Origin of the sequence: Marinobacter arenosus (assembly GCF_019264345.1) — a bacterium.
In the GTDB taxonomy this organism is placed as follows: domain Bacteria; phylum Pseudomonadota; class Gammaproteobacteria; order Pseudomonadales; family Oleiphilaceae; genus Marinobacter; species Marinobacter arenosus.
In genome coordinates this window covers 934641-954410 of record NZ_JAHVAO010000001.1, presented here as the reverse complement: position 1 = coordinate 954410, position 19770 = coordinate 934641, and the positions used below count along the sequence as shown (strand labels likewise).

Here is a 19770-nt window from a genome sequence, read left to right as displayed (position 1 = left end):
CGAAAAAAGCCCCTGGGGTGAGGGGCAAAGGGTTCGCGTCCAAAACAACGGAGCCAACCGGAAAAGGGATGTTGCGTGAACAGGTACTAATCTAGGGTTAATTTCTAGAATAATCAGCCTAGAATGGCGCGAATGTGACAATCTTCGTTTTGGATGCCTGAAATGACAACTGCAGTACTGGATTATCCGGACGGTCAGCTCAGCCTGTCCCGGCCGGGCGGCGGCGATCCGTCACTCCGCGCATGGGATGCCGCGGATGAACTGTTACTGCAGGAAGTTTTCCAGCGCGTGGATGCCGGCAAAGCGCCGAAAGTGCTTGTTGTCGATGATCAGTTCGGCGCCTTGGCGCTGGGCCTGCACCGCTACCAGCCGGACCTGGTGGCGGATAGTGCGACGCTGGCGGAAGCTCTGGCGCACAATGCCCGGATCAATCCCGGCGCGGCTGACGGGGTGAGTGTACGCAGTTGGCTGAATCCGCCAGAGGGCGTCTATGACGTCGTCATTGTCAGAATTCCCCGCCACGCGGATTATCTGGCCTGGCTGCTGCGCTGGGCGAATGGCATTCTCAAACCCGACGGTGTGTTGCTCGCCGGTGGCATGATCAAGCATCTGCCGGATCGAGGCGTGGAGGTATTTGCTCAGGCCGTGCACACAGAACAGGTCTGTCCCGCCCGTAAAAAGGCCCGGGTGGTGGTCTGCCGGCGCGGTGAGGCGACGCTCGAAGGTTGGTCGGGCGTATGGAAGGGGTACCATCCTGACGACGCCGGATTCCGGGTTGAGGCTCTGCCTGCGGTCTTTGCCCGGGAGAAGCTGGATATCGGCACACGGTTGTTGCTGCCCCACGTGAAGCGGCTGGTGTCGGGCCTGGCGACGAATGCCCCAGTACTGGACCTGGCTTGCGGCAATGGTGTGGTGGGTTTGACGGCGCTGGTCGTGCGGCAGGACCTGTCCCTCACTTTCTCCGACGTGTCCAGCCAGGCTGTTGTCAGCGCTCGCCACAACGTGTCCGGAGCGTTCCCCGACAGCCGGGTTCACTTTGAACATGGGGATGGCATAGCGGAGTCCGCCGGTTTGTTTGACCTGATCCTGCTGAACCCACCGTTCCACGAGGGTGGGGTTGTCGGCGATCACGTGGCACTGCGCCTGTTCGGGCAGGCGGCGAAACATCTGACCCCCGGCGGTCGACTGCTCATGGTTGGCAACCGTCACCTTGGTTACCACCGGAGTTTGCGTCGGTTTTTCCCGCAGGTTCGCCAGCTCGATGCGAACCCGAAGTTTGTCGTTCTCGAAGCGGGGCTGGGTTAGCCGATTCGGCGGTGTGGTGGCTGTTTTCGGTCAGAGCTGTCTGGGTGGCTGGTCGTAACCAAGGCGAGCGAGGGTGTCTACGATCGTCTGGGTCTGGCTGTCGATCTCGATGTTGACCTGATCTCCCTCGGTCGCCTTGCCAAAGGTCGTTGCCCGAAGGGTTTCCGGGATCAGGTGCACATTGAACCGGTTGCCCTGGACCTCGCCAATGGTGAGGCTGGCACCGTTGATGGCGATATAGCCCTTGGCAAAAATGTAGCGGGTCCACTGCTCAGGCACTTCAAACCAGAGGGTGACGTTATTTTCCGGCCGCAGGATGTCCACAATCGTTGCCGTGGTATGAACGTGGCCCGACAGAAGGTGTCCGCCAATTTCGTCACCGATCCTGGCCGCCCGCTCGAAGTTGATTTCATCCCCGGGTTCAAGGTTTCCGAGCGTGGTCAGCCTCAGGGTTTCCTGCATGGCGTCAAAGTAGAGCGCGTTGCCGTCTTGCCGGGTGACGGTCAAACAGGTGCCATTGATGGCGACCGACGCCCCAATGGTCACGCCTCCCACCTTGTCCTCGGGCAAGCGGATCACGAACGTGTTCAGTCCGGGAGCCGTTTTGATCTCCTCGACGGTTGCAATGCCTTGAACGATGCCTGTGAACATGGTCGAACCTCGTGAAGTTTATACCTGGTTGCCCGCTGGGGTGGGGGCCAAGGATAGCGGGCGGGTTCGCCATTGCCAAGTTCGCCGGATCGCCATTCGGGTTGTGACGCTGACTCAAGAATGGCGGTAAACTGTCGATAGACAGATAGAGCTGCATTTCAGGGCTATTCCGTTGCCCATTTTCCGGACCGTTGAGCATGGCTGAGAATCAGAGGACCGCACCGCCCGTCAAGGATCCCGCCCAGGGCGCCGTACTGCGTCCGGGCCGGGCTGCCGATCCGTTACCGTCAACGGCACCGAACCCTGCCCAGCCCGCCACGCCATCGGCGATGCCCGCAAGTGTGCGCCCGGAGCCGTCTTCAAAAGAAGACAGTCCGGACGAGTCCCCAGTGAGCAGGAGCGGCGATGGCCCGGCGGACTCCGAGGCGTCGGGGCAAGAGGAGATTGCCGGCGATGACGTCGAGCAGACGCTGGCCCTATCCCGGCAACGTCAGCTTCGGCTCATGCTGCGTCAATGCGACCGGGTCCTGTTGATGGACTTTGATCAACTGGCCATGGCGGACTGGCCGGATAACTACACACTCGCGGCGGCGCGCAGGCGGCGGGACCTCTGGCTGTTCAGTGCGCTGCTGGCGGCGCTGGTGTTTCTGAGCGGTCTGACCGGTTTGGTCCCGGCCTGGGTCGCCGGTACCGGCTTTGGTGCGTTCGTCATTATCCTGTTATTGGGCATTCCCTCGGTGAGGCGGATTTATACCGCCAGTCCCTCCTACCTGGATGTGGTAATGAAGCGGCAGCGAATGCTTCGGGATGCGCGGGCCCACGCCGCTCACCTGGAAGGCAGTGATGGCTTGATCTGGCAGTGTGCCCGGATGGCGGACTTTAATCCGGCCCTGAAGAACACCCGGTTCAGCAATCTGCTCAGGTTGTCGGAGCAGCGGGCGTTGGCACGCAATCTGAACCGGCGGGACCATGTTCGCATGTACCTCATCTATCTGCTGGAAGCCGAGAAGGCCTACGACCGGGTGCAGAAAGCGTTTTTCGAGGGGAACCAGCGGGCAATTGATCGCGGCTGGCAAGGGGTGGCCGCAGAGCCAGAGCCCAGAGCTTGACATAGACTGGCTTCAAACGTATGTTTCAAACAGACGTTTGCTAGAGGCTTTGAGAATAAAATGGCGCAGTCTGACACCGTTGACCGGATTCTTGATGCAGCCGAAGAGCTGTTTGCCGACCGAGGTTTTTCGGAGACCTCGCTTCGCATGATCACCAGTAAGGCTAAAGTAAACCTGGCCGCTGTCAATTACCATTTTGGTTCAAAAAATGCGCTGATTCATGCCGTATTTGCCCGTTTTCTGACGCCGTTTTCGGCCACGCTGGAGAAAGCCTTCGATGAGCTTGAAGACCGGTGCGAGGGGCAGCCGCCGACGCTGAACCAGACGCTCTGGGCGTTGACCGAGAGCGCAGTCCGCATGCCCCAGCGCAATGAAAAGGGGATTTCCATCTTCATGCGCCTGCTCGGGCTCGCCTACACCCAGTCCCAGGGTCATCTTCGAAAGTTTCTCGAGCAGGAATATGGCGATCCCTTCAGCCGCTTCATGCGTCTGCTCAAGGAAGCAACGCCCCAGTTGTCCGCCGTCGACCGTTACTGGCGTATCCAGTTCATGCTGGGTGCCACCGCCTTCACCATGTCCAGCAGCGACGCGCTGCGGGATATCCTGCAGAACAAACTGGGTGTCGAAACCACCGTGCAGGAAATTGCCGCCAGACTGGTGCCGTTCCTCGCCGCCGGAATGCAGGCCGAAGACACCATGCTTGTGCCTCCCTCTGGCAGCAAGGTCTCGGTTGCCTGAGTTCTGTGCAGTCGGTTAGGCTTCCTTCTGGCACCAGCCCGAAGGGAGCTTCACCGATTTGAGTTTCGACCGTTCCACCGCCCCGAAAATCCGCATCAGCCTCGATCGTCAGGTCCTGACTCTGGTCAGTCATGACGGCACGGTGCTGGTCGAGTACCCGGTTTCCACCGCCCTCAACGGTCCCGGGGAGCAGGACAGCAGTGGTTGTACGCCCCGTGGAGAGCACTACATCCGTGCCAAGATTGGCGGGGGTCAACCCATTCGCACGGTCTTCCGTGGCCGTCGGCCGACGGGGGAAATCCATACCCCGGAGTTGTCCCGCCAGAACCCCGAGCGGGACTGGATCCTGAGCCGCATTCTCTGGCTCTGTGGCCTCGAGCCCGGCAAAAACCGCGGGCGCGGGGTCGATACTTTCCGCCGCTTCATATACATTCACGGCACGCCGGATACCGAGCCCATGGGCGTTCCCATGTCGCACGGCTGTGTCCGCATGCGCAATGCCGACGTCGTCGACCTGTACGATCGGGTCAGTGCTGGCACGGCCGTCGTCATCCGTTAAACCAGATTGAACAGAGGGATCCGATGATCGGAGACGTAACTGCCATGGTCAATGGCTGGATTCAGAGTTTTGATCTGCTGTCCCAGGGTTGGCGTGTGGGCATTGTGGTCTTTGCGTTGGTGTTTGGTACCGCGACCGTTGCCTACATCGTCAGCAAGGTCATCGGGGCGTTGGAGCACAAGTTCAGCAACACCAAGAACCTCTGGGACGACGCGGTGCTGCATGCGGCTCGCAAGCCTGCCGTCGCTTTCGTCTGGTTGCAGGGCGTCTACTGGGCCGCTGAGGTGGCCCACCGGTATTCTCAGGCCGAAATCTTCAAGGCCAACGAGACCATCCTTGAGGTTGGTTTTATCTGGGTGTTTGTCTGGACCCTGCTCCGGCTCATCAAAGAGGGCGAGAAAATCCTCATCTCCCCCCTGAAGATGAAAACACCGATGGACTACACCACCGTGAACGCGGTGAGCAAACTGTCGCGCGCCGTGGTCATCATCACGGCCGTGCTGATCGCCATGCAAACACTTGGTTACAGCATCTCCGGGGTCCTGGCGTTCGGTGGTCTTGGCGGTGTCGCCGTTGGTTTCGCGGCCAAGGACCTGTTGGCAAACTTCTTTGGTGGTTTCATCATTCACCTGGATCGTCCCTTCAAGGTGGGCGACTGGGTCCGGTCTCCGGATCGGAACATCGAGGGAACGGTCGAGCACATTGGCTGGCGCCTGACGACCGTTCGAACCTTCGATCAGCGGCCTCTTTATGTTCCTAACGCGGCGTTCACCACGATAGCGGTGGAGAATCCGTCGAGGATGAGAAATCGCCGTATCAGTGAAACCATCGGCATCCGCTACGCTGACGTCAGTCAGATGGCGGATATCGTCCAGGATATCCGGTCCATGCTGGAGAACCACGAGGAAATCGATACCAGCCAGACCCTGATCGTGAACTTTGTAGCCTTCAACGCCTCCTCTCTGGACATCATGGTCTACACCTTCACCAAGACTACCCAGTGGGTGCATTTCCACGAGGTGAAACAGAACGTCCTTCTCCGGATCAGTGAAATCATCGAGGGTTACGGAGCCGAAGTGGCCTTCCCGACACGCACCCTGCATTTGCCGGGGGGCGTTCGGTTAGCGAGCGCCAAAGCGGGCGATGACGAGGGTGGTCGTGATCAGGCGCAGGGCGACGAGGCCAGCGGTCAGGCTGAATCCGTCAGGCAGTCGCGCCAGACGACACGGGTCGGTGATCAGGACGAAGCGGGAGAGGCAGAATGAGCAAGGTTGCGGGGAACTACCCTGTGGGAATCATTGGCGGTACCGGACTGACCATGCTCTCCGGTCTGGAGATTACCGGTGAGCGGGTGAAGGACACGGTCTGGGGAGCGCCATCGGCGCCCCTGGTTGACGGCAAGCTGGGCGATCAGCCCGTTGTGTTTCTTTCGCGGCACGGCAACCCGCACCGGATTCCGCCGCATCAGGTGAACTATCGGGCCAACCTGCAAGCGCTCTACGATGCCGGTGTCCGTACCGTGGTGGGTGTGAATGCCGTCGGCGGTATCCATCGGGACATGGGGCCGGCGCACGTGGTCATCCCCGATCAGATCATTGACTATACCTGGGGGCGGCCGAGTACCTTCTTTGAAGGTGATCTCGAAGCCGTCACCCACATTGATTTCACCTGGCCCTACGACGCCGAAGCGCGCCAGATCCTGATTGAGGCAGCGTCCTCACAGGGCGCCTCTTTCTCGGACTTTGGTGTCTACGGGGCGACCCAGGGGCCGCGGTTGGAAACGGCCGCCGAGATTCGCAGAATGGAGCGCGACGGCTGTGACCTGGTGGGTATGACCGGCATGCCGGAAGCGGTACTGGCCGCTGAGCTGGGGATGCGTTATGTCTGTCTGGGGCTGGTGGTCAACTGGGCTGCGGGCAAGTCCGACCACATCATCACCATGGCCGAAATCGAAGAGGCCATCGACAGGGGTATGTCCAGCGTCAAAGGCATGCTGGAGAAGTCGATGGCCGGTCTTGGGCGACTTACTCCGACGCCTCAACCCTCTTGAAGAACACCAGTACGCCGATGGTGGGGGAGTCCAGGAAATGGATTTCCTCACTGCGCATGCGGCGGGTTTCGCGGATCCAGGTCAGCAGTTCAACCGGGGGTTCCGAGGCAGTCGGTTGCATCTCACCACCGGTTGCCATCGAGGCAAGGTCACTGTCCTGAGTGGCGGCCACGGTGCCTGACGCCATCTGATCGCCTTCTCCGGCCTCGGGTACGGCCGTCGCGGGCTCGGGCGTCGCATTGCGGGCACGCTGCCAGTGATTCAGGTGCACACCGACATGCAGATAGCGCTGACGATCAATGGTGATCGTCCCTTCCACTTCCCGCGTATTGGCGCCATCAATCCAGTCACCAACCGCTACCCGCAGGGGCTCACCCTCATAGTCGGGCGGGAACGCCTGGTACCAGCCTGCTTCAACCAGCACCCGATAACGGCCGCTGCCCTCAAGGCGCTGGGCCGCGCCGTGCAGGTGCAGTTCACCATTCGGCGCCAGATCCAGGGTGGTTTCTGCCGTCCCGTCCGGGGCCACGGCGCGCAGGATCTCCGTTGTGTCGGGCGTAGGCTCCACCTTCCGATCGGCCATTTGTTCATTGACTGCGTCGGGTTGGACAATGCGCTCGAGGACCACCAGTTCTGCCCGATAGTAGTTGTCGGGGATGGCGGTTGTGCCCGTGCCCGCTTCCTGCGACTGGGCCGTCAGCGAAAACGTCAGCAGCAGGGCTGTTAATACTGTGCGTGCCGTGAACCGGCCGCCGCAATTACCGTCAGTCTGCAAGGCTCTTACTCCAAGTGTGAATCGGGCGTTCATGTGGCGGTTGCAGCCGTTTTCGCGGGTGCCAGCTCGCCAAGCATTTCGGAAATGCCGTCGAGTTTACCACCGGTGGACGCGTCCTTCAGCCGAAAACGGAAGCTGTTGGCGCCTTCCAGTCGGTACTGGTCTGGTGCGGATTGCATTTTTTTAACCAGAATCAGCGGGTCAACCGGTGTGGTTTCGCCGAACTCCAGTCGTGCCCACTCCTTGCCGGCGTCCACCTGGACAATGCCCAGACCTTCAGCCTGCAATCGCAGCTCTGCCTGACGCATCAGGTTCTTCGCCGGTTCCGGTAATAATCCGAAGCGATCAATCATCTCAACCTGAAGTTCTTTTAATGCGGCTTTGTTCTCCACGCTGGCAATGCGCTTGTAGAGCATGAGGCGATTGTGCACATCGGGCAGGTAGTCTTCCGGAATGAGCGCGGGAATCCGCAGGTTCATCTCGGTACCGTGGCTCAGCGGAAGGTCGGCGTTCGGTGTCCGGCCCTCCCGGATGGCTTTCACCGCCTCGTCCAGTAACTGCATGTAGAGGGTGAAGCCGATGCTTTCGATCTGCCCGCTCTGCTCCTCGCCCAGCAATTCGCCCGCACCCCGGATCTCCAGGTCGTGGGTGGCGAGCATAAAGCCAGCGCCCAGGTCCTGGGATTCCGAAATGGCGTCCAGCCGCTTCTTGGCATCGGAGCTGATGGATTTCGGTGGCGGTGTCAGCAAGTACGCGTAGGCCTGGTGATGCGACCGGCCAACCCGGCCCCGCAGCTGGTGCAGTTGGGCCAGGCCGAACTTGTCGGCCCGTTCAATGATGATGGTGTTGGCGCTCGGGATGTCGATACCGGTTTCGATGATGGTGCTGCACACCAGAACGTTGAAACGCTTGTGGTAGAAGTCCGACATGATCTGTTCCAGCTCCCGCTCCCGCATCTGGCCATGGGCTACGCCGACACGGGCTTCGGGAATCAGGCGCCGCAGATCCTCGGCGCTCTTCTCGATGGTCGCAACATCGTTATGCAGGAAGTACACCTGACCGCCCCGCAGGATTTCCCGGAGGATGGCTTCCTTGACCATGGCGTCGTCACGCTGCCGGACGAAGGTTTTAACGGACAGCCGTCGGGCTGGCGGCGTGGCAATGATCGACAGGTCGCGCAGGTGGCCCATGGCCATGTTCAGGGTGCGCGGAATGGGCGTCGCCGTCAGGGTCAGCATGTCTACTTCCGCCCGCAGGGCCTTGAATTTCTCCTTCTGCTGTACCCCGAAGCGATGCTCCTCGTCGATGATGACAAGGCCGAGATTCTTGAACTTGATGTCGCCCTGCAGCAGCTTGTGAGTGCCGATGACGATGTCGGCCTTGCCCGCCTCGATGGCTTCGAGGGCCTTGCTGGTCTGGCTGGAACTGCGAAAGCGGCTGAGCAGTTCAACGTTGACCGCGGTATCGGAAAACCTGTCCCGGAAGGATTCGTAATGTTGCTGGGCCAGCAGGGTGGTGGGCACGAGAACCGCCACCTGTTTGCCCGAGTAGGTCGCCATGAACGCGGCGCGCATGGCGACTTCGGTTTTGCCGAAGCCGACGTCGCCACAGACCAGTCGGTCCATTGGGCGCTCGCTGGTCATGTCCTCGATAACCGCCTGGATGGCCACTTCCTGATCCGGGGTTTCCTCAAACGGAAAGCCTGCGGCAAACGCGCGGTAGGCTTCTTTGGGGTCGTCGAAGGTGAATCCCTTGCGGGCTTCCCGGCGGGCATAGACATCCAGCAGCTCGGCCGCGGTATCCCGGATCTTCTCCAGGGCTTTCTGTTTTGCCTGACTCCAGCGCTCGTTGCCCAGCTTGTGCAAGGGCGCATGGTCGGTGTCGTTGCCGGCGTAGCGTGAGATCAGGTGCAGGCTGGAAACCGGTACGTAGAGCTTTGAGCCGCCGGCGTATTCCAGCATCAGGAATTCGTTGGAGTCCCCTTCGACGGTGATGGTCTCGAGGCCCTGATAGCGACCCACGCCGTGATCAATGTGCACCACCGGGGCGCCGATCCGGAGCTCCGACAGGTCGCGGTAGCCGGCGTCGTCTATTTCAGTCGGTTTCTGGCGCCGGCGGCGCTGCAGAACCCGCTCCCCGAACAGGGCGGTTTCGGTGATCAGGGTCAGGTGCTGTTTGGGAAGGACCAGCCCCTGTTCCATCGGGGCTATGGTAATGCCCAGGGTGCAGTTTTCGTCGTCCAGGAAGTCCTGCCAGCTTTGCTGGGTCACGAGCTTGAGCTGGTGGTCTCCAAGATTCTCGATCAGGGCTTCCCGGCGACCGGAGGATTCCGCGCAGATAAGTACACGCCCGCCGACGTCGTTCAGGTACCGCTTGAGACGGCCGGCGGGATCCGCAGCGCGACCGTCCATGGCGATGTCCGGCAGGCTCTCGGTGGCGCAGTTTTCAGTACCTGGGCCCGTGGCCGGCGCTTCGGTCGTGGTCACCCTCGGGAAGGCTTTGAGGTGGCCAAAGAGCTCGTCCTGCTGCAGAAACAGGCGGGTTGGCGGCAGGATGGGGCGCAGACGGTCGTGGCGACGGTCCTCGTAGCGGTCACGGGTTTCCGAGTCGAAGAGGTTGACTGCGTCATTCAGGCCTTCGGCGGTGAATACCTGGGTCTGGCCGGGCAGGTAGTCAAACAGTGTCGCCGTGTCATCAAAAAACAGCGGCAGGTAATACTCGATGCCTGGCGGGGTGATGGCGTTCGTGACGTCCTTGTAGATGGGGGCGTCTTTATCCGCATCGGGAAACTGTTCGAACCAGCGATTCCGGAAACCTGACCGGGCCTCCTTGTGCCATGGGAACTCGAAGGCGGGCAGGAGCTCGATGCGCTCCACGCGATCGATGGATCGCTGGGTTTCCGGGTCAAAGGTGCGCAGTGTCTCGATTTCGTCGTCGAACAGGTCGATGCGGTAGGGCAGGTTGGAGCCCATCGGGTATATGTCCAGGATTGCCCCCCGGACCGCGTATTCGCCATGCTCGTAGACGTTTTCCGCATGCCGATAGCCGGCCGATTCCAGGTTGAGGCGCCAGGTGTCGATATCCAGAGACTGGCCGACCTCAAGCAACAGCGTGTTGCCCTGCAGGTACGTTACCGGTGGCAGGCGGTGCATCAGGGTTCGTGCCGGCACCACAAGAACGCCGTGACTGGTCGATGGCAGGCGATGCAGTGTGCGTATGCGCCGGGAGGTGATGTCCTGATGCGGCGAAAACAGGTCGTAGGGCAGTGTCTCCCAGTCCGGCAGTGACAACAGCTCAAGCCCGTCCCGGGTGATGGCGGCGCCTTCCTCGTCGGCCGGCAGGCCGAGAAAGAATCGCATGGCCTGTTCCAGGCGGATTGCGTCGTTGGTGCTGCGGGTGATGACCAGGGTCAGTCCCCGGTGAGCACGGGCCGTTTCGCAGATGGCCAAGGCGTCGCTGCTGCCGTGCAGTTGGCCCCACGTTCGGTGGTCCGCCGGTTTATTGGGGAATGCCGGGGCGATCAGCGTGGGACGCAGGTCTGGCATGGATGCACCTTGGCTCATGGGCTGTTATGTTCTCCTGCTGTGGGTGACCGGGAGAGGAAGAGGCGCGTATTCTAACGCCGGAGCCGGGTGGTGTCATGGTCGCCATGAGGGCCAGGTGGCTTCGGCGGGTCCCAAGCCAGGGCTGAGGGAGTGCATTAAATGAAGTGTAATCAGTCGGTATTTGCCGTTGGGAAATTTAAATTGGATAATATGCCCCCAAAATTCTTCCCAGTGTTACACAGAGGTCCCAACCGTGAGTCACGAACAGATCAATCAGCACCTGTCTAACTGGACGGAAAGAGAGTCCACCGCGGAAACCATGATTCCGCTGATCGGCCGCCTTTACCGCAAGAACAACGTGGTAACGTCCGTCTACGGTCGCGCAATCATTAACCAGTCCGTGATCGACATCATCCGTGCCCACCGGTTTGTTCGTCAGGTGGAGGACAGTGAGCTGTCTGTGCACGACACTCTGCCTATCCTGCAGGCGATGGATTCGCTTGAACTCGGTCGTGCCCACGTGGATATCGGCAAACTGGCGGTCAAGTTCAAGGAAGAGGGCGGCGATCTGGTCGAGTTCCTCAAGCGTGAAATCGGCCCGGTGGTTGGACAGTACGCGGCGCAGTCCGAAGAAGACGCGAACAATGACACCAAGGACGTGGTGCTGTACGGCTTTGGGCGTATCGGCCGTCTGCTCGCCCGGATCCTGATCGAGAAGGCCGGCGGTGGCAACAACCTGCGTCTGCGAGCCATTGTGGTGCGTAACGGCGGCGCCGAGAACGATCTCGAGAAGCGTGCCAGCCTCCTGCGTCGTGACTCCGTGCACGGCCCCTTCGACGGCACCATTACCGTCAACGAGGAAGAATCTGCGCTGATCGCCAACGGCAACTACATCAAGGTGATCTACTCCGATGGGCCGGACAAGGTGGATTACACCCAATACGGCATCAACAACGCCATCGTGGTGGACAACACCGGTAAGTGGCGGGACGAAGCCGGTCTGGGTCTGCACCTGAAGTCCAAGGGCGTGAGCCGCGTCATTCTGACTGCGCCGGGCAAGGGTGACATCAAGAACATTGTGTATGGCATCAACAACGACTGGATCACGGACGACGACAAGATCCTGTCGGCGGCGTCCTGTACCACCAATGCGATCACGCCTGTCCTGAAGGCCATTGATGACGAGTACGGCATCGAAGATGGTCACGTGGAAACGGTGCACTCCTACACCAACGACCAGAACCTGATCGATAACTACCACAAGGGCAGCCGTCGCGGTCGCAGTGCGCCCCTGAACATGGTTATCACCGAGACGGGCGCAGCGAAAGCGGTTGCCAAGGCTCTGCCCGAGCTGAAGGGCAAGCTGACCGGTAACGCGATCCGCGTTCCCACTCCGAACGTGTCCATGGCGATCCTCAACCTCAACCTGAAGAAGGATGTAGACGTTGAGGGTGTCAACGAGTACCTGCGCGACATGGCGCTGCACTCGGAGCTGCAGAAGCAGATCGATTTCGTGAATTCGCCGGAAGTGGTCTCCACGGACTTCGTGGGATCCCGTCACGCGGGCGTGGTCGACGCCCAGGCCACCATCGCCGGTGGTAAGCGCCTGATCCTGTACGTGTGGTACGACAACGAGTTTGGTTACAGTGCGCAGGTTGTGCGCGTTGTGAACCAGATGGCCGGCGTTACGTATCCGATCTTCCCGAAACGTGCGAGGGACTGATCGAAACGAGCCCTAGTTGGCGCGTAACGTCTTCGAAAACCCCGGCGACGAGAGTTGCCGGGGTTTTTGTTTGTGGAAACTGTGCTCTGTGAGGTTTACGTTCGGGCACAAACCTGTTCCGGTTTCTGGTGGAAATAGGTTTCCTTAATCTCTATAATTGGCGCGATTTTGGGTATGTCTGGCACCCAGTTTCTCATCTTTTCCTGCGTCGAAGCTTGGGCCGCATTCTGGCGGTTATCGCTTTCGCTACTTTGGGGCTACCGCCTGGTGCAAACCGGAGAGGAAATCTGGGTCGCGGGGGCCGGACGTTACAAATCCATAGAATAGTTTCTGATGATTGGATGAGGCTAATGATCAAGATCAAGAAAGGCCTGGATCTTCCCATCAGCGGCGCTCCCGAACAGACCATTACAGAGGGCAAACCCGTTCGCCACGTGGCGTTGATCGGTTTTGACTACAACGGCATGAAGCCGACGATGGCTGTGAAAGAAGGGGACCGCGTCAAGCGCGGCACGCTGCTGTTCACGGACAAGAAGACCGAAGGCGTTCGTTATACATCACCCGCTGCCGGCGTGGTGAAAGAAATCAACCGCGGTGAGCGTCGCGTGTTTCAGTCGATCGTTATCGAAATCGATGGCGACGACACAGAGACCTATGCCCGATACAGCGACGCGGATCTTGCCGGCCTGGAACGCCAGCAGGTAGTGGACAATCTGGTTGAGTCCGGACTGTGGACTGCGTTTAAAACCCGTCCCTACAGCAAAGTCCCCGAGATCGACAGCGCGCCCCATTCCATCTTCGTGTCCGTGATGGATACGAATCCGCTGGCTGCCGACCCGACCGTCATCATCGGTGAGAACAGCAAGGCCTTCGAGCAGGGTCTGACGGTTCTGTCCAAACTGACGTCCGGCAAGGTGTTCGTCACGGGCAAACCCGGCTCTAATATCGCGGTTCCCAAGACAGACAGCATCGAAGTACACCAGTTCGACGGCGTACACCCGGCTGGGAATGTGGGCACCCACATTCATCACCTGGATCCGGTGTCCGGCAGCAAGACCGTCTGGTCCATCAATTACCAGGACGTGATCGACATCGCCAAACTGTTCGAAACCGGTGAAGTTCCGGTTGAGCGCATTGTTGCGATCGGCGGCCCGAAAGCGCAGAAGCCGCGCCTGGTGCGTACCCGCCTGGGTGCGAGTCTGCCGGAGCTGCTCGAAGGCGAAGTGGCGACCGATTGCGAAGTTCGTGCAATTTCCGGTTCGGTTTTCGGTGGCCGCCGGGGCGACGGTCCCTGCGCGTACCTCGGACGGTTTGCCAATCAGATCTCGGTGCTGGAAGAAGGTACCAAGCGCGAGTTCATGGGCTGGCTCTCGCCGGGCCCCAACAAGTTCTCCGTACTGAATATCTACCTGTCCAAGCTGACTGGCGGAAAGCTGTTCAATTTCACCACCACCACCAATGGCAGCGAACGCGCCATGGTGCCGGTCGGTGCCTATGAGCAGGTCATGCCCCTGGACATCCTGCCGACCCAGTTGCTGCGTTCGCTGATTGTTGGCGACACCGAAATGGCCCAGAAGCTGGGGGCGCTGGAGCTGGATGAAGAGGATCTGGCGCTGTGCACCTTCGTGTGCCCGGGTAAATATGAATACGGTCCGATTCTCCGCGAGAATCTGACCCGAATCGAGATCGAGGGCTAATACGATGGCTATCAGACAGTTTCTCGATGGAATCGAGCATCATTTTGAAAAAGGTGGCAAGTACGAGCGCTGGTATGCCCTGTACGAAGCCGTCGATACCATTTTCTACACACCGGGCAAGGTAACGTCCACCACGGCTCATGTACGCGATGGCGTTGACCTGAAACGCATCATGATCACGGTGTGGCTGTGTACCTTCCCGGCGATGTTCTTCGGCATGTGGAATATCGGCTTTCAGGCCAACAGCTTCCTGGCGTCCAACCCGGATGCGATGGTCGGTGACGGCGGCCTGCGCACTGCGTTCATTCAGGCTCTGGCGGTGACCGGAGCGGGAGCGGGCCTCTGGGACAACTTTGTCTACGGCATGGCCTACTTCGTGCCCATCTACTTCGTGACCTTCGTCGTGGGTGGCTTCTGGGAAGTGTTGTTTGCCACCGTGCGTCGCCACGAGGTCAACGAAGGCTTCTTTGTCACCTCGGTACTGTTTGCCCTGATCTGCCCGCCCACCATTCCCCTGTGGCAGGTGGCCCTGGGTATCACCTTCGGTGTCGTGATCGGCAAGGAAGTATTCGGCGGTACCGGCAAGAACTTCCTGAACCCGGCGCTGACCGGTCGTGCGTTCCTGTACTTCGCCTACCCGGCGCAAATCTCGGGCGACACCGTCTGGACCGCAGTCGACGGGTTCAGTGGCGCGACAGCGTTGAGCTGGGCGGCAAGTGGCGGCCTGGATGCGCTGAAAGAGCAGATCGGCTGGATGCACGCATTCATGGGGACCATCCAGGGCTCCATGGGTGAAACCTCCACGCTGGCGGTATTGATCGGCGGTATCATCCTGCTGGTGATGAAAATTGCCAGCTACAGGATCGTCGGTGGTGTGCTGATTGGTATGATCGCGACCTCCCTGCTGTTTAACCTGGTCGGTTCCGAAACGAATCCGATGTTTGCCATTCCGGCACACTGGCACCTTGTTATGGGCGGCTTTGCCTTCGGCATGATGTTCATGGCGACTGACCCGGTCTCAGCGGCCATGACCAATACCGGTCGCTGGTGCTTCGGTATTCTGGTTGGCGTCATGACGGTCCTGATCCGTGTGGTCAACCCAGCGTTCCCGGAAGGCATCATGCTGGCCATCCTGTTCGCAAACCTGTTCGCACCGCTGATGGATCACTACGTGGTTCAGGCCAACATCAAACGGAGGCTTGCTCGTGGCTAAAGCTAAAGAAACCGTCTCCCGCACACTGATCGTTGCGCTGGTGCTGAGTATCGTATTCTCTGTCGTGGTATCCACGGCAGCGGTACTGCTTCGCCCTGCCCAGATCCAGAACCAGAACCTGGACATCAAGACCAACATCCTGTCGGCGGCCGGTATGCTGCCGCAGGGCGCGAGTGCACAGGATATCGAAGCGCTGTTCGAACGCTTCGAGGTACGTCTGGTTGACCTGAATACCGGTGAGTACGTCGAGCCGTCAGTCGTCGGTGTCAAGGACCCGATGAAGTACGACATGTACAAGGCGGCCTCGGATCCGGAACTGTCGACCGATATTCCTGCCTCAGAAGACAAGGCCGGCATCAAGCGCCGTCCGGACATCGCCAAGGTCTACACCATGAGTGAAGATGGTAAGGTGAACCGCGTGGTGCTTCCGATTCACGGTTATGGTCTCTGGTCCACCCTGTACGGCTTCATCTCACTGGAGGGTGACCTGAATACCGTCGAAGGTCTTGGTTTCTACGCCCACGCGGAGACACCGGGTCTGGGTGGTGAAGTTGACAACCCACGCTGGAAAAAGCAGTGGGTTGGCAAAGAGGTCTATGACGGTGAGCTGACCGAACCCCAGATCCGTCTGGTCAAGGGTGGCGTCAGTGCGGATGCGGCCGACAAAGAGCACAAGGTCGATGCGCTTTCCGGAGCAACTCTGACCAGCCGTGGTGTCCAGCAGCTGGTTAACTACTGGATGAGTGACCGGGGCTATGCGCCGTTCCTGCAAAAACTTCGTGAAGGGGAGGTCTGATCATGGCAGATGCATCAGCCAAACAGGTTCTCTTCGAACCAATATTTAGTAACAACCCCATTGCCCTGCAGATTCTCGGTATCTGTTCGGCCCTGGCGGTAACCACCAGCATGAACGTGACCATCGTCATGTGCCTGGCGGTTATCGCGGTTACCGCATTTTCCAACCTGGCGGTGTCGCTGGTACGGACCCAGATCCCGGGCAGTATCCGGATCATCGTTCAGATGACGATCATCGCGTCACTGGTTATCGTGGTCGACCAGATTCTCAAGGCCTACGCCTATGAGATCAGCAAGCAGCTGTCGGTCTTTGTTGGCCTGATCATTACCAACTGTATCGTCATGGGCCGTGCTGAAGGCTTCGCCATGAAAAACGGCCCGTACCTGAGCTTCCTCGACGGTATCGGTAACGGTCTGGGCTACTCCGTTCTCCTGTTGTTCGTGGCGTTCTTCCGGGAACTGCTGGGTGCCGGTTCGCTGTTCGGTGTCGCCCTGATGCCGACCGTGAACGAAGGCGGCTGGTACATTCCGAACGGCCTGCTGCTGTTGCCGCCGAGCGCGTTCTTCATTATCGGACTGGCGATCTGGGGACTTCGTACCTGGAAGCCGGAGCAGGTTGAAGAGGCGGATTACAAGATGTCTCGCCATACCGCCAAGGAGGCCTTCTGATGGAACACTATATCAGTCTGATTGTTAAGGCCATTTTCGTTGAAAACATGGCACTGGCCTTCTTCCTCGGGATGTGTACCTTCCTGGCGATCTCCAAGAAGATCGAGGCTGCAACCGGTCTTGGCATTGCCGTTGTCGTCGTACTGACCGTCACCGTGCCGGTGAACAACCTGCTGTATAACAGCATCCTGCGTGAAGGCGCGCTGGAGTGGGCCGGTTTGCCGAACGTCGATCTGAGCTTTCTCGGCTTGCTGACGTACATTGGTGTAATCGCGGCGATTGTTCAGATCATGGAAATGGTTCTGGACAAGTACATTCCTGCGCTGTACGCCGCCCTGGGTGTGTTCCTGCCCCTTATTACCGTGAACTGCGCCATTCTGGGTGCGTCACTGTTCATGGTTGAGCGGGACTACACCTTCGGCGAGAGTGTCGTGTATGGCTTTGGCGCTGGTTTGGGCTGGGCCCTGGCCATCATTGCGCTGGCCGGCATCCGCGAGAAGTTGAAGTACAGCGATGTTCCGGAAGGTCTTCGTGGCCTGGGTATCACCTTCATTACCGTTGGTTTGATGTCCCTGGGCTTCATGTCCTTCTCCGGCATCTCTCTGTAACTCACCCGGTGATTCGGTTTAACGAAAAGGCGAGACCATGAATACAGAAATTATTCTCGGCGTGGTCATGTTCACCGTGATCGTTCTGGCCCTGGTCGCAGTGATTCTGGCGGCACGGTCCAGGCTGGTCAGCACCGGTGACGTGACTATTGAGATCAACGATGATCCCGAACACACCATGAAAACCGGTGCGGGCGGGAAACTGCTGGGTACCCTGGCCAACCAGGGTATCTTCCTGTCCTCAGCGTGCGGTGGCGGCGGTACCTGCGCCCAGTGCAAGTGCAAGGTTCTTGAAGGGGGCGGTGCGATGCTGCCCACTGAAAAGACTCACTTCACCAATCGTGAAGAGAAGGAAGGCTGGCGCCTGTCGTGCCAGGTTCCTGTAAAGCAGGACATGAAGATTGAGGTGCCGGAAGAGTTCTTCGGCGTCAAGAAGTGGGAATGCGAGGTTATCTCCAACCACAACGTGGCCACCTTCATCAAAGAACTGGTGCTCAAGCTGCCCGAAGGCGAGGAAGTCGACTTCCGCGCTGGCGGTTATGTCCAGCTCGAGTGCCCGCCGTACGATATCAGCTTCAAGGATTTCGATATCGAGGAGGAGTTCCACGAGGATTGGGACAAGCACGATATCTGGCGCTACCGGGGTGTGAACAAGGAGGAGACCATTCGGGCGTATTCCATGGCGAATTACCCGGAGGAGAAAGGCGTCCTCAAGTTCAACATCCGTATCGCGACGCCGCCTCCGGGCACCGATCATCCGCCAGGAATCATGTCGACCTACGTCTTCAACATGAAACCGGGCGACAAGGTGACCGTGATGGGGCCATTCGGTGAGTTCTTCGCCAAGAAGACCGACGCCGAGATGGTGTTCATCGGCGGTGGTGCCGGCATGGCGCCAATGCGCTCGCACATCTTCGACCAGCTGAAGCGTCTGAACTCCAAGCGCAAAATCAGCTTCTGGTACGGTGCACGGAGTGTCCGCGAGATGTTCTACGTGGAAGACTTCGACATGCTCCAGGAAGAGAACGACAACTTCGAGTGGCACGTGGCGCTCTCGGATGCGCTCCCGGAAGACAACTGGGAAGGCCCGACCGGCTTCATCCATAACGTGCTGTACGAAAAGTATCTGAAGGACCATCCGGCTCCGGAAGACTGCGAGTTCTACATGTGTGGGCCCCCAATCATGAACGCATCGGTCATCAAGATGCTGAAGGATCTGGGCGTTGAAGATGAAAACATCATGCTGGATGACTTCGGGGGTTAATCAGCTCAGATGACATCCTGCATGCTTCGACCCGTCAGGGTAGCCCTGGCCAGTACCGTATTGGTGCTGGCCGCGGCCGCTCTGGCGGGTTGTTCGTTTCAGCCTGAAGAAAAAGTCTGGGAGATCTCCGGACCGGTATTCGGCACCCGCTATCACATCAATGTCGTATTGACCGAGGACCAGTCGCGGTTGGAGACTCTGGCAGCAGGGATCGAAACCGAGCTGGAAAAAGTCGATGCCTCCATGTCGACCTGGCGGCCGGATTCCGAACTGTCGGCGCTCAACAGCGCGGATGATCAGTCGGACTGGTTTCCGCTATCGGACCCGTTGTTTGAGGTGCTGAAACGCGCCGATGAGGTGTCCACGCTCACCGAAGGTGCCTTCGACGTCACCATCGGCCCGGTCGTGAACCTCTGGGGCTTTGGCCCGGAGGCTCGTCCCGATCAGGTGCCGTCCGATGGGGAGCTGGAATCGGCTCTGGCGGCAACCGGCCACGACAAGCTGGAGTTCCGGGAAATGCCGCCCGCAGTGCGGACCGAGGGGCACCAGTACATTGATCTGTCGGCGATTGCCAAGGGCTATGGGGTTGACGTGGTTGCCCGTTACCTCGACAGTGAAGGTATTGAGGCGTATCTGGTCGAAATTGGCGGCGAAGTCCGGGTTCGTGGGCGCAAGCCGGGCGGGGACGCATGGCGTCTGGCGATCGAACAGCCGTCGCCGGAAGGGCGGCAGGTGAACCGTGTCATTGCTCTGGAGAGCCGTGCTATGGCGACCTCTGGCGACTATCGTAACTATTACGAATCGGATGGTCGCCGTTATTCCCATACAATTGACCCCAAAACGGGTAAGCCGATCGCTCACAATCTGGCGTCGGTGACCGTAATCGCAGAAGACTGCATGACAGCCGACGCTCTGGCGACCGGCTTTAACGTGATGGGCTTTGAGCGGGCGCAAGCGCTCGCCACCAGGGAGAATATCCCGGCCTATTTCATCATTCGGACGGAAGACGGCTTTGAAACGCATCAGACGCCGGCATTCTCGTCATTTGTGACTCAGTAAAGGGAGGGCA

Annotated in this window: 17 protein-coding genes; 14 read left to right on the top strand and 3 right to left on the bottom strand. The window is 59.4% G+C overall.

Annotated features, from left to right (window positions below; translation table 11 throughout):
* The first annotated feature begins 162 nt into the window (after positions 1-162).
* Complete coding sequence (locus KXD86_RS04335; protein ID WP_218634841.1) at positions 163-1305, top strand: class I SAM-dependent methyltransferase; 1143 nt, start codon at positions 163-165, stop codon at positions 1303-1305.
* Positions 1306-1335: 30 nt separating this feature from the next.
* Here KXD86_RS04335 and KXD86_RS04330 read toward each other — a convergent pair whose 3' ends face one another.
* Entirely contained in the window at positions 1336-1956 is a 621-nt protein-coding gene (locus tag KXD86_RS04330; protein WP_218634840.1) for a riboflavin synthase subunit alpha, read from the bottom strand.
* A gap of 197 nt (positions 1957-2153) precedes the next feature.
* On the opposite strand from KXD86_RS04330, the gene KXD86_RS04325 reads away from it, so the two are divergent.
* From KXD86_RS04325 to KXD86_RS04305, 5 genes are all read left to right on the top strand, one after another.
* Entirely contained in the window at positions 2154-3065 is a 912-nt protein-coding gene (locus KXD86_RS04325; RefSeq protein ID WP_218634839.1) for a hypothetical protein, read from the top strand.
* A 60-nt stretch (positions 3066-3125) separates the two neighbouring features.
* Positions 3126-3803, top strand: a complete 678-nt coding sequence (locus tag KXD86_RS04320; protein ID WP_218634838.1) for a TetR/AcrR family transcriptional regulator — start codon at positions 3126-3128, stop codon at positions 3801-3803.
* A gap of 94 nt (positions 3804-3897) precedes the next feature.
* Positions 3898-4362: a L,D-transpeptidase family protein gene (locus KXD86_RS04315; RefSeq protein ID WP_376770966.1), complete on the top strand. Its 465-nt coding sequence runs from the start codon at positions 3898-3900 to the stop codon at positions 4360-4362.
* A 23-nt stretch (positions 4363-4385) separates the two neighbouring features.
* Positions 4386-5627, top strand: coding sequence for a mechanosensitive ion channel family protein (locus KXD86_RS04310; RefSeq protein WP_218634836.1), 1242 nt, complete (start codon positions 4386-4388; stop codon positions 5625-5627).
* The gene (locus KXD86_RS04305) at positions 5624-6412 is read left to right on the top strand and encodes an S-methyl-5'-thioinosine phosphorylase (protein ID WP_218634835.1); all 789 of its coding nucleotides are present in this window, start codon (positions 5624-5626) and stop codon (positions 6410-6412) included. The genes KXD86_RS04310 and KXD86_RS04305 overlap by 4 nt, the downstream gene beginning before the upstream one ends.
* Here the strand turns inward: KXD86_RS04305 and KXD86_RS04300 are convergent.
* Both KXD86_RS04300 and mfd read right to left on the bottom strand, forming a co-directional pair.
* Entirely contained in the window at positions 6387-7187 is an 801-nt protein-coding gene (locus KXD86_RS04300) for a CsiV family protein (protein ID WP_228739320.1), read from the bottom strand. The genes KXD86_RS04305 and KXD86_RS04300 overlap by 26 nt on opposite strands.
* Positions 7188-7216: 29 nt before the next feature.
* A complete protein-coding gene (gene mfd, locus KXD86_RS04295) occupies positions 7217-10750 on the bottom strand; it encodes a transcription-repair coupling factor (RefSeq protein WP_228739319.1) in 3534 nt (1177 codons plus the stop codon).
* A 235-nt stretch (positions 10751-10985) separates the two neighbouring features.
* Between mfd and KXD86_RS04290 the strand changes: the two genes are divergently transcribed.
* From KXD86_RS04290 to KXD86_RS04255, 8 genes are all read left to right on the top strand, one after another.
* Complete coding sequence (locus KXD86_RS04290) at positions 10986-12455, top strand: glyceraldehyde-3-phosphate dehydrogenase (protein WP_218634833.1); 1470 nt, start codon at positions 10986-10988, stop codon at positions 12453-12455.
* Between the two features lie 350 nt (positions 12456-12805).
* The gene (locus tag KXD86_RS04285) at positions 12806-14152 is read left to right on the top strand and encodes a Na(+)-translocating NADH-quinone reductase subunit A (protein ID WP_218634832.1); all 1347 of its coding nucleotides are present in this window, start codon (positions 12806-12808) and stop codon (positions 14150-14152) included.
* 4 nt (positions 14153-14156) lie between these two features.
* Positions 14157-15365 carry an NADH:ubiquinone reductase (Na(+)-transporting) subunit B gene (locus tag KXD86_RS04280; protein ID WP_218634831.1) on the top strand — a complete coding sequence of 403 codons (1209 nt, stop codon included), beginning with the start codon at positions 14157-14159 and terminating at the stop codon, positions 15363-15365.
* On the top strand, positions 15358-16161 hold the full coding sequence (locus KXD86_RS04275; protein WP_218634830.1) for a Na(+)-translocating NADH-quinone reductase subunit C: 804 nt from the start codon (positions 15358-15360) through the stop codon (positions 16159-16161). Before KXD86_RS04280 ends, KXD86_RS04275 begins: the two co-directional genes overlap by 8 nt.
* A 2-nt stretch (positions 16162-16163) precedes the next feature.
* Entirely contained in the window at positions 16164-16829 is a 666-nt protein-coding gene (locus KXD86_RS04270; protein ID WP_218634829.1) for an NADH:ubiquinone reductase (Na(+)-transporting) subunit D, read from the top strand.
* A complete protein-coding gene (nqrE, locus tag KXD86_RS04265) occupies positions 16829-17437 on the top strand; it encodes an NADH:ubiquinone reductase (Na(+)-transporting) subunit E (protein ID WP_218634828.1) in 609 nt (202 codons plus the stop codon). Before KXD86_RS04270 ends, nqrE begins: the two co-directional genes overlap by 1 nt.
* Before the next feature lie 37 nt (positions 17438-17474).
* Positions 17475-18701 carry an NADH:ubiquinone reductase (Na(+)-transporting) subunit F gene (nqrF, locus tag KXD86_RS04260; protein ID WP_218634827.1) on the top strand — a complete coding sequence of 409 codons (1227 nt, stop codon included), beginning with the start codon at positions 17475-17477 and terminating at the stop codon, positions 18699-18701.
* Between the two features lie 9 nt (positions 18702-18710).
* Complete coding sequence (locus KXD86_RS04255) at positions 18711-19760, top strand: FAD:protein FMN transferase (protein WP_218634826.1); 1050 nt, start codon at positions 18711-18713, stop codon at positions 19758-19760.
* The last annotated feature ends 10 nt before the right edge of the window (positions 19761-19770 follow it).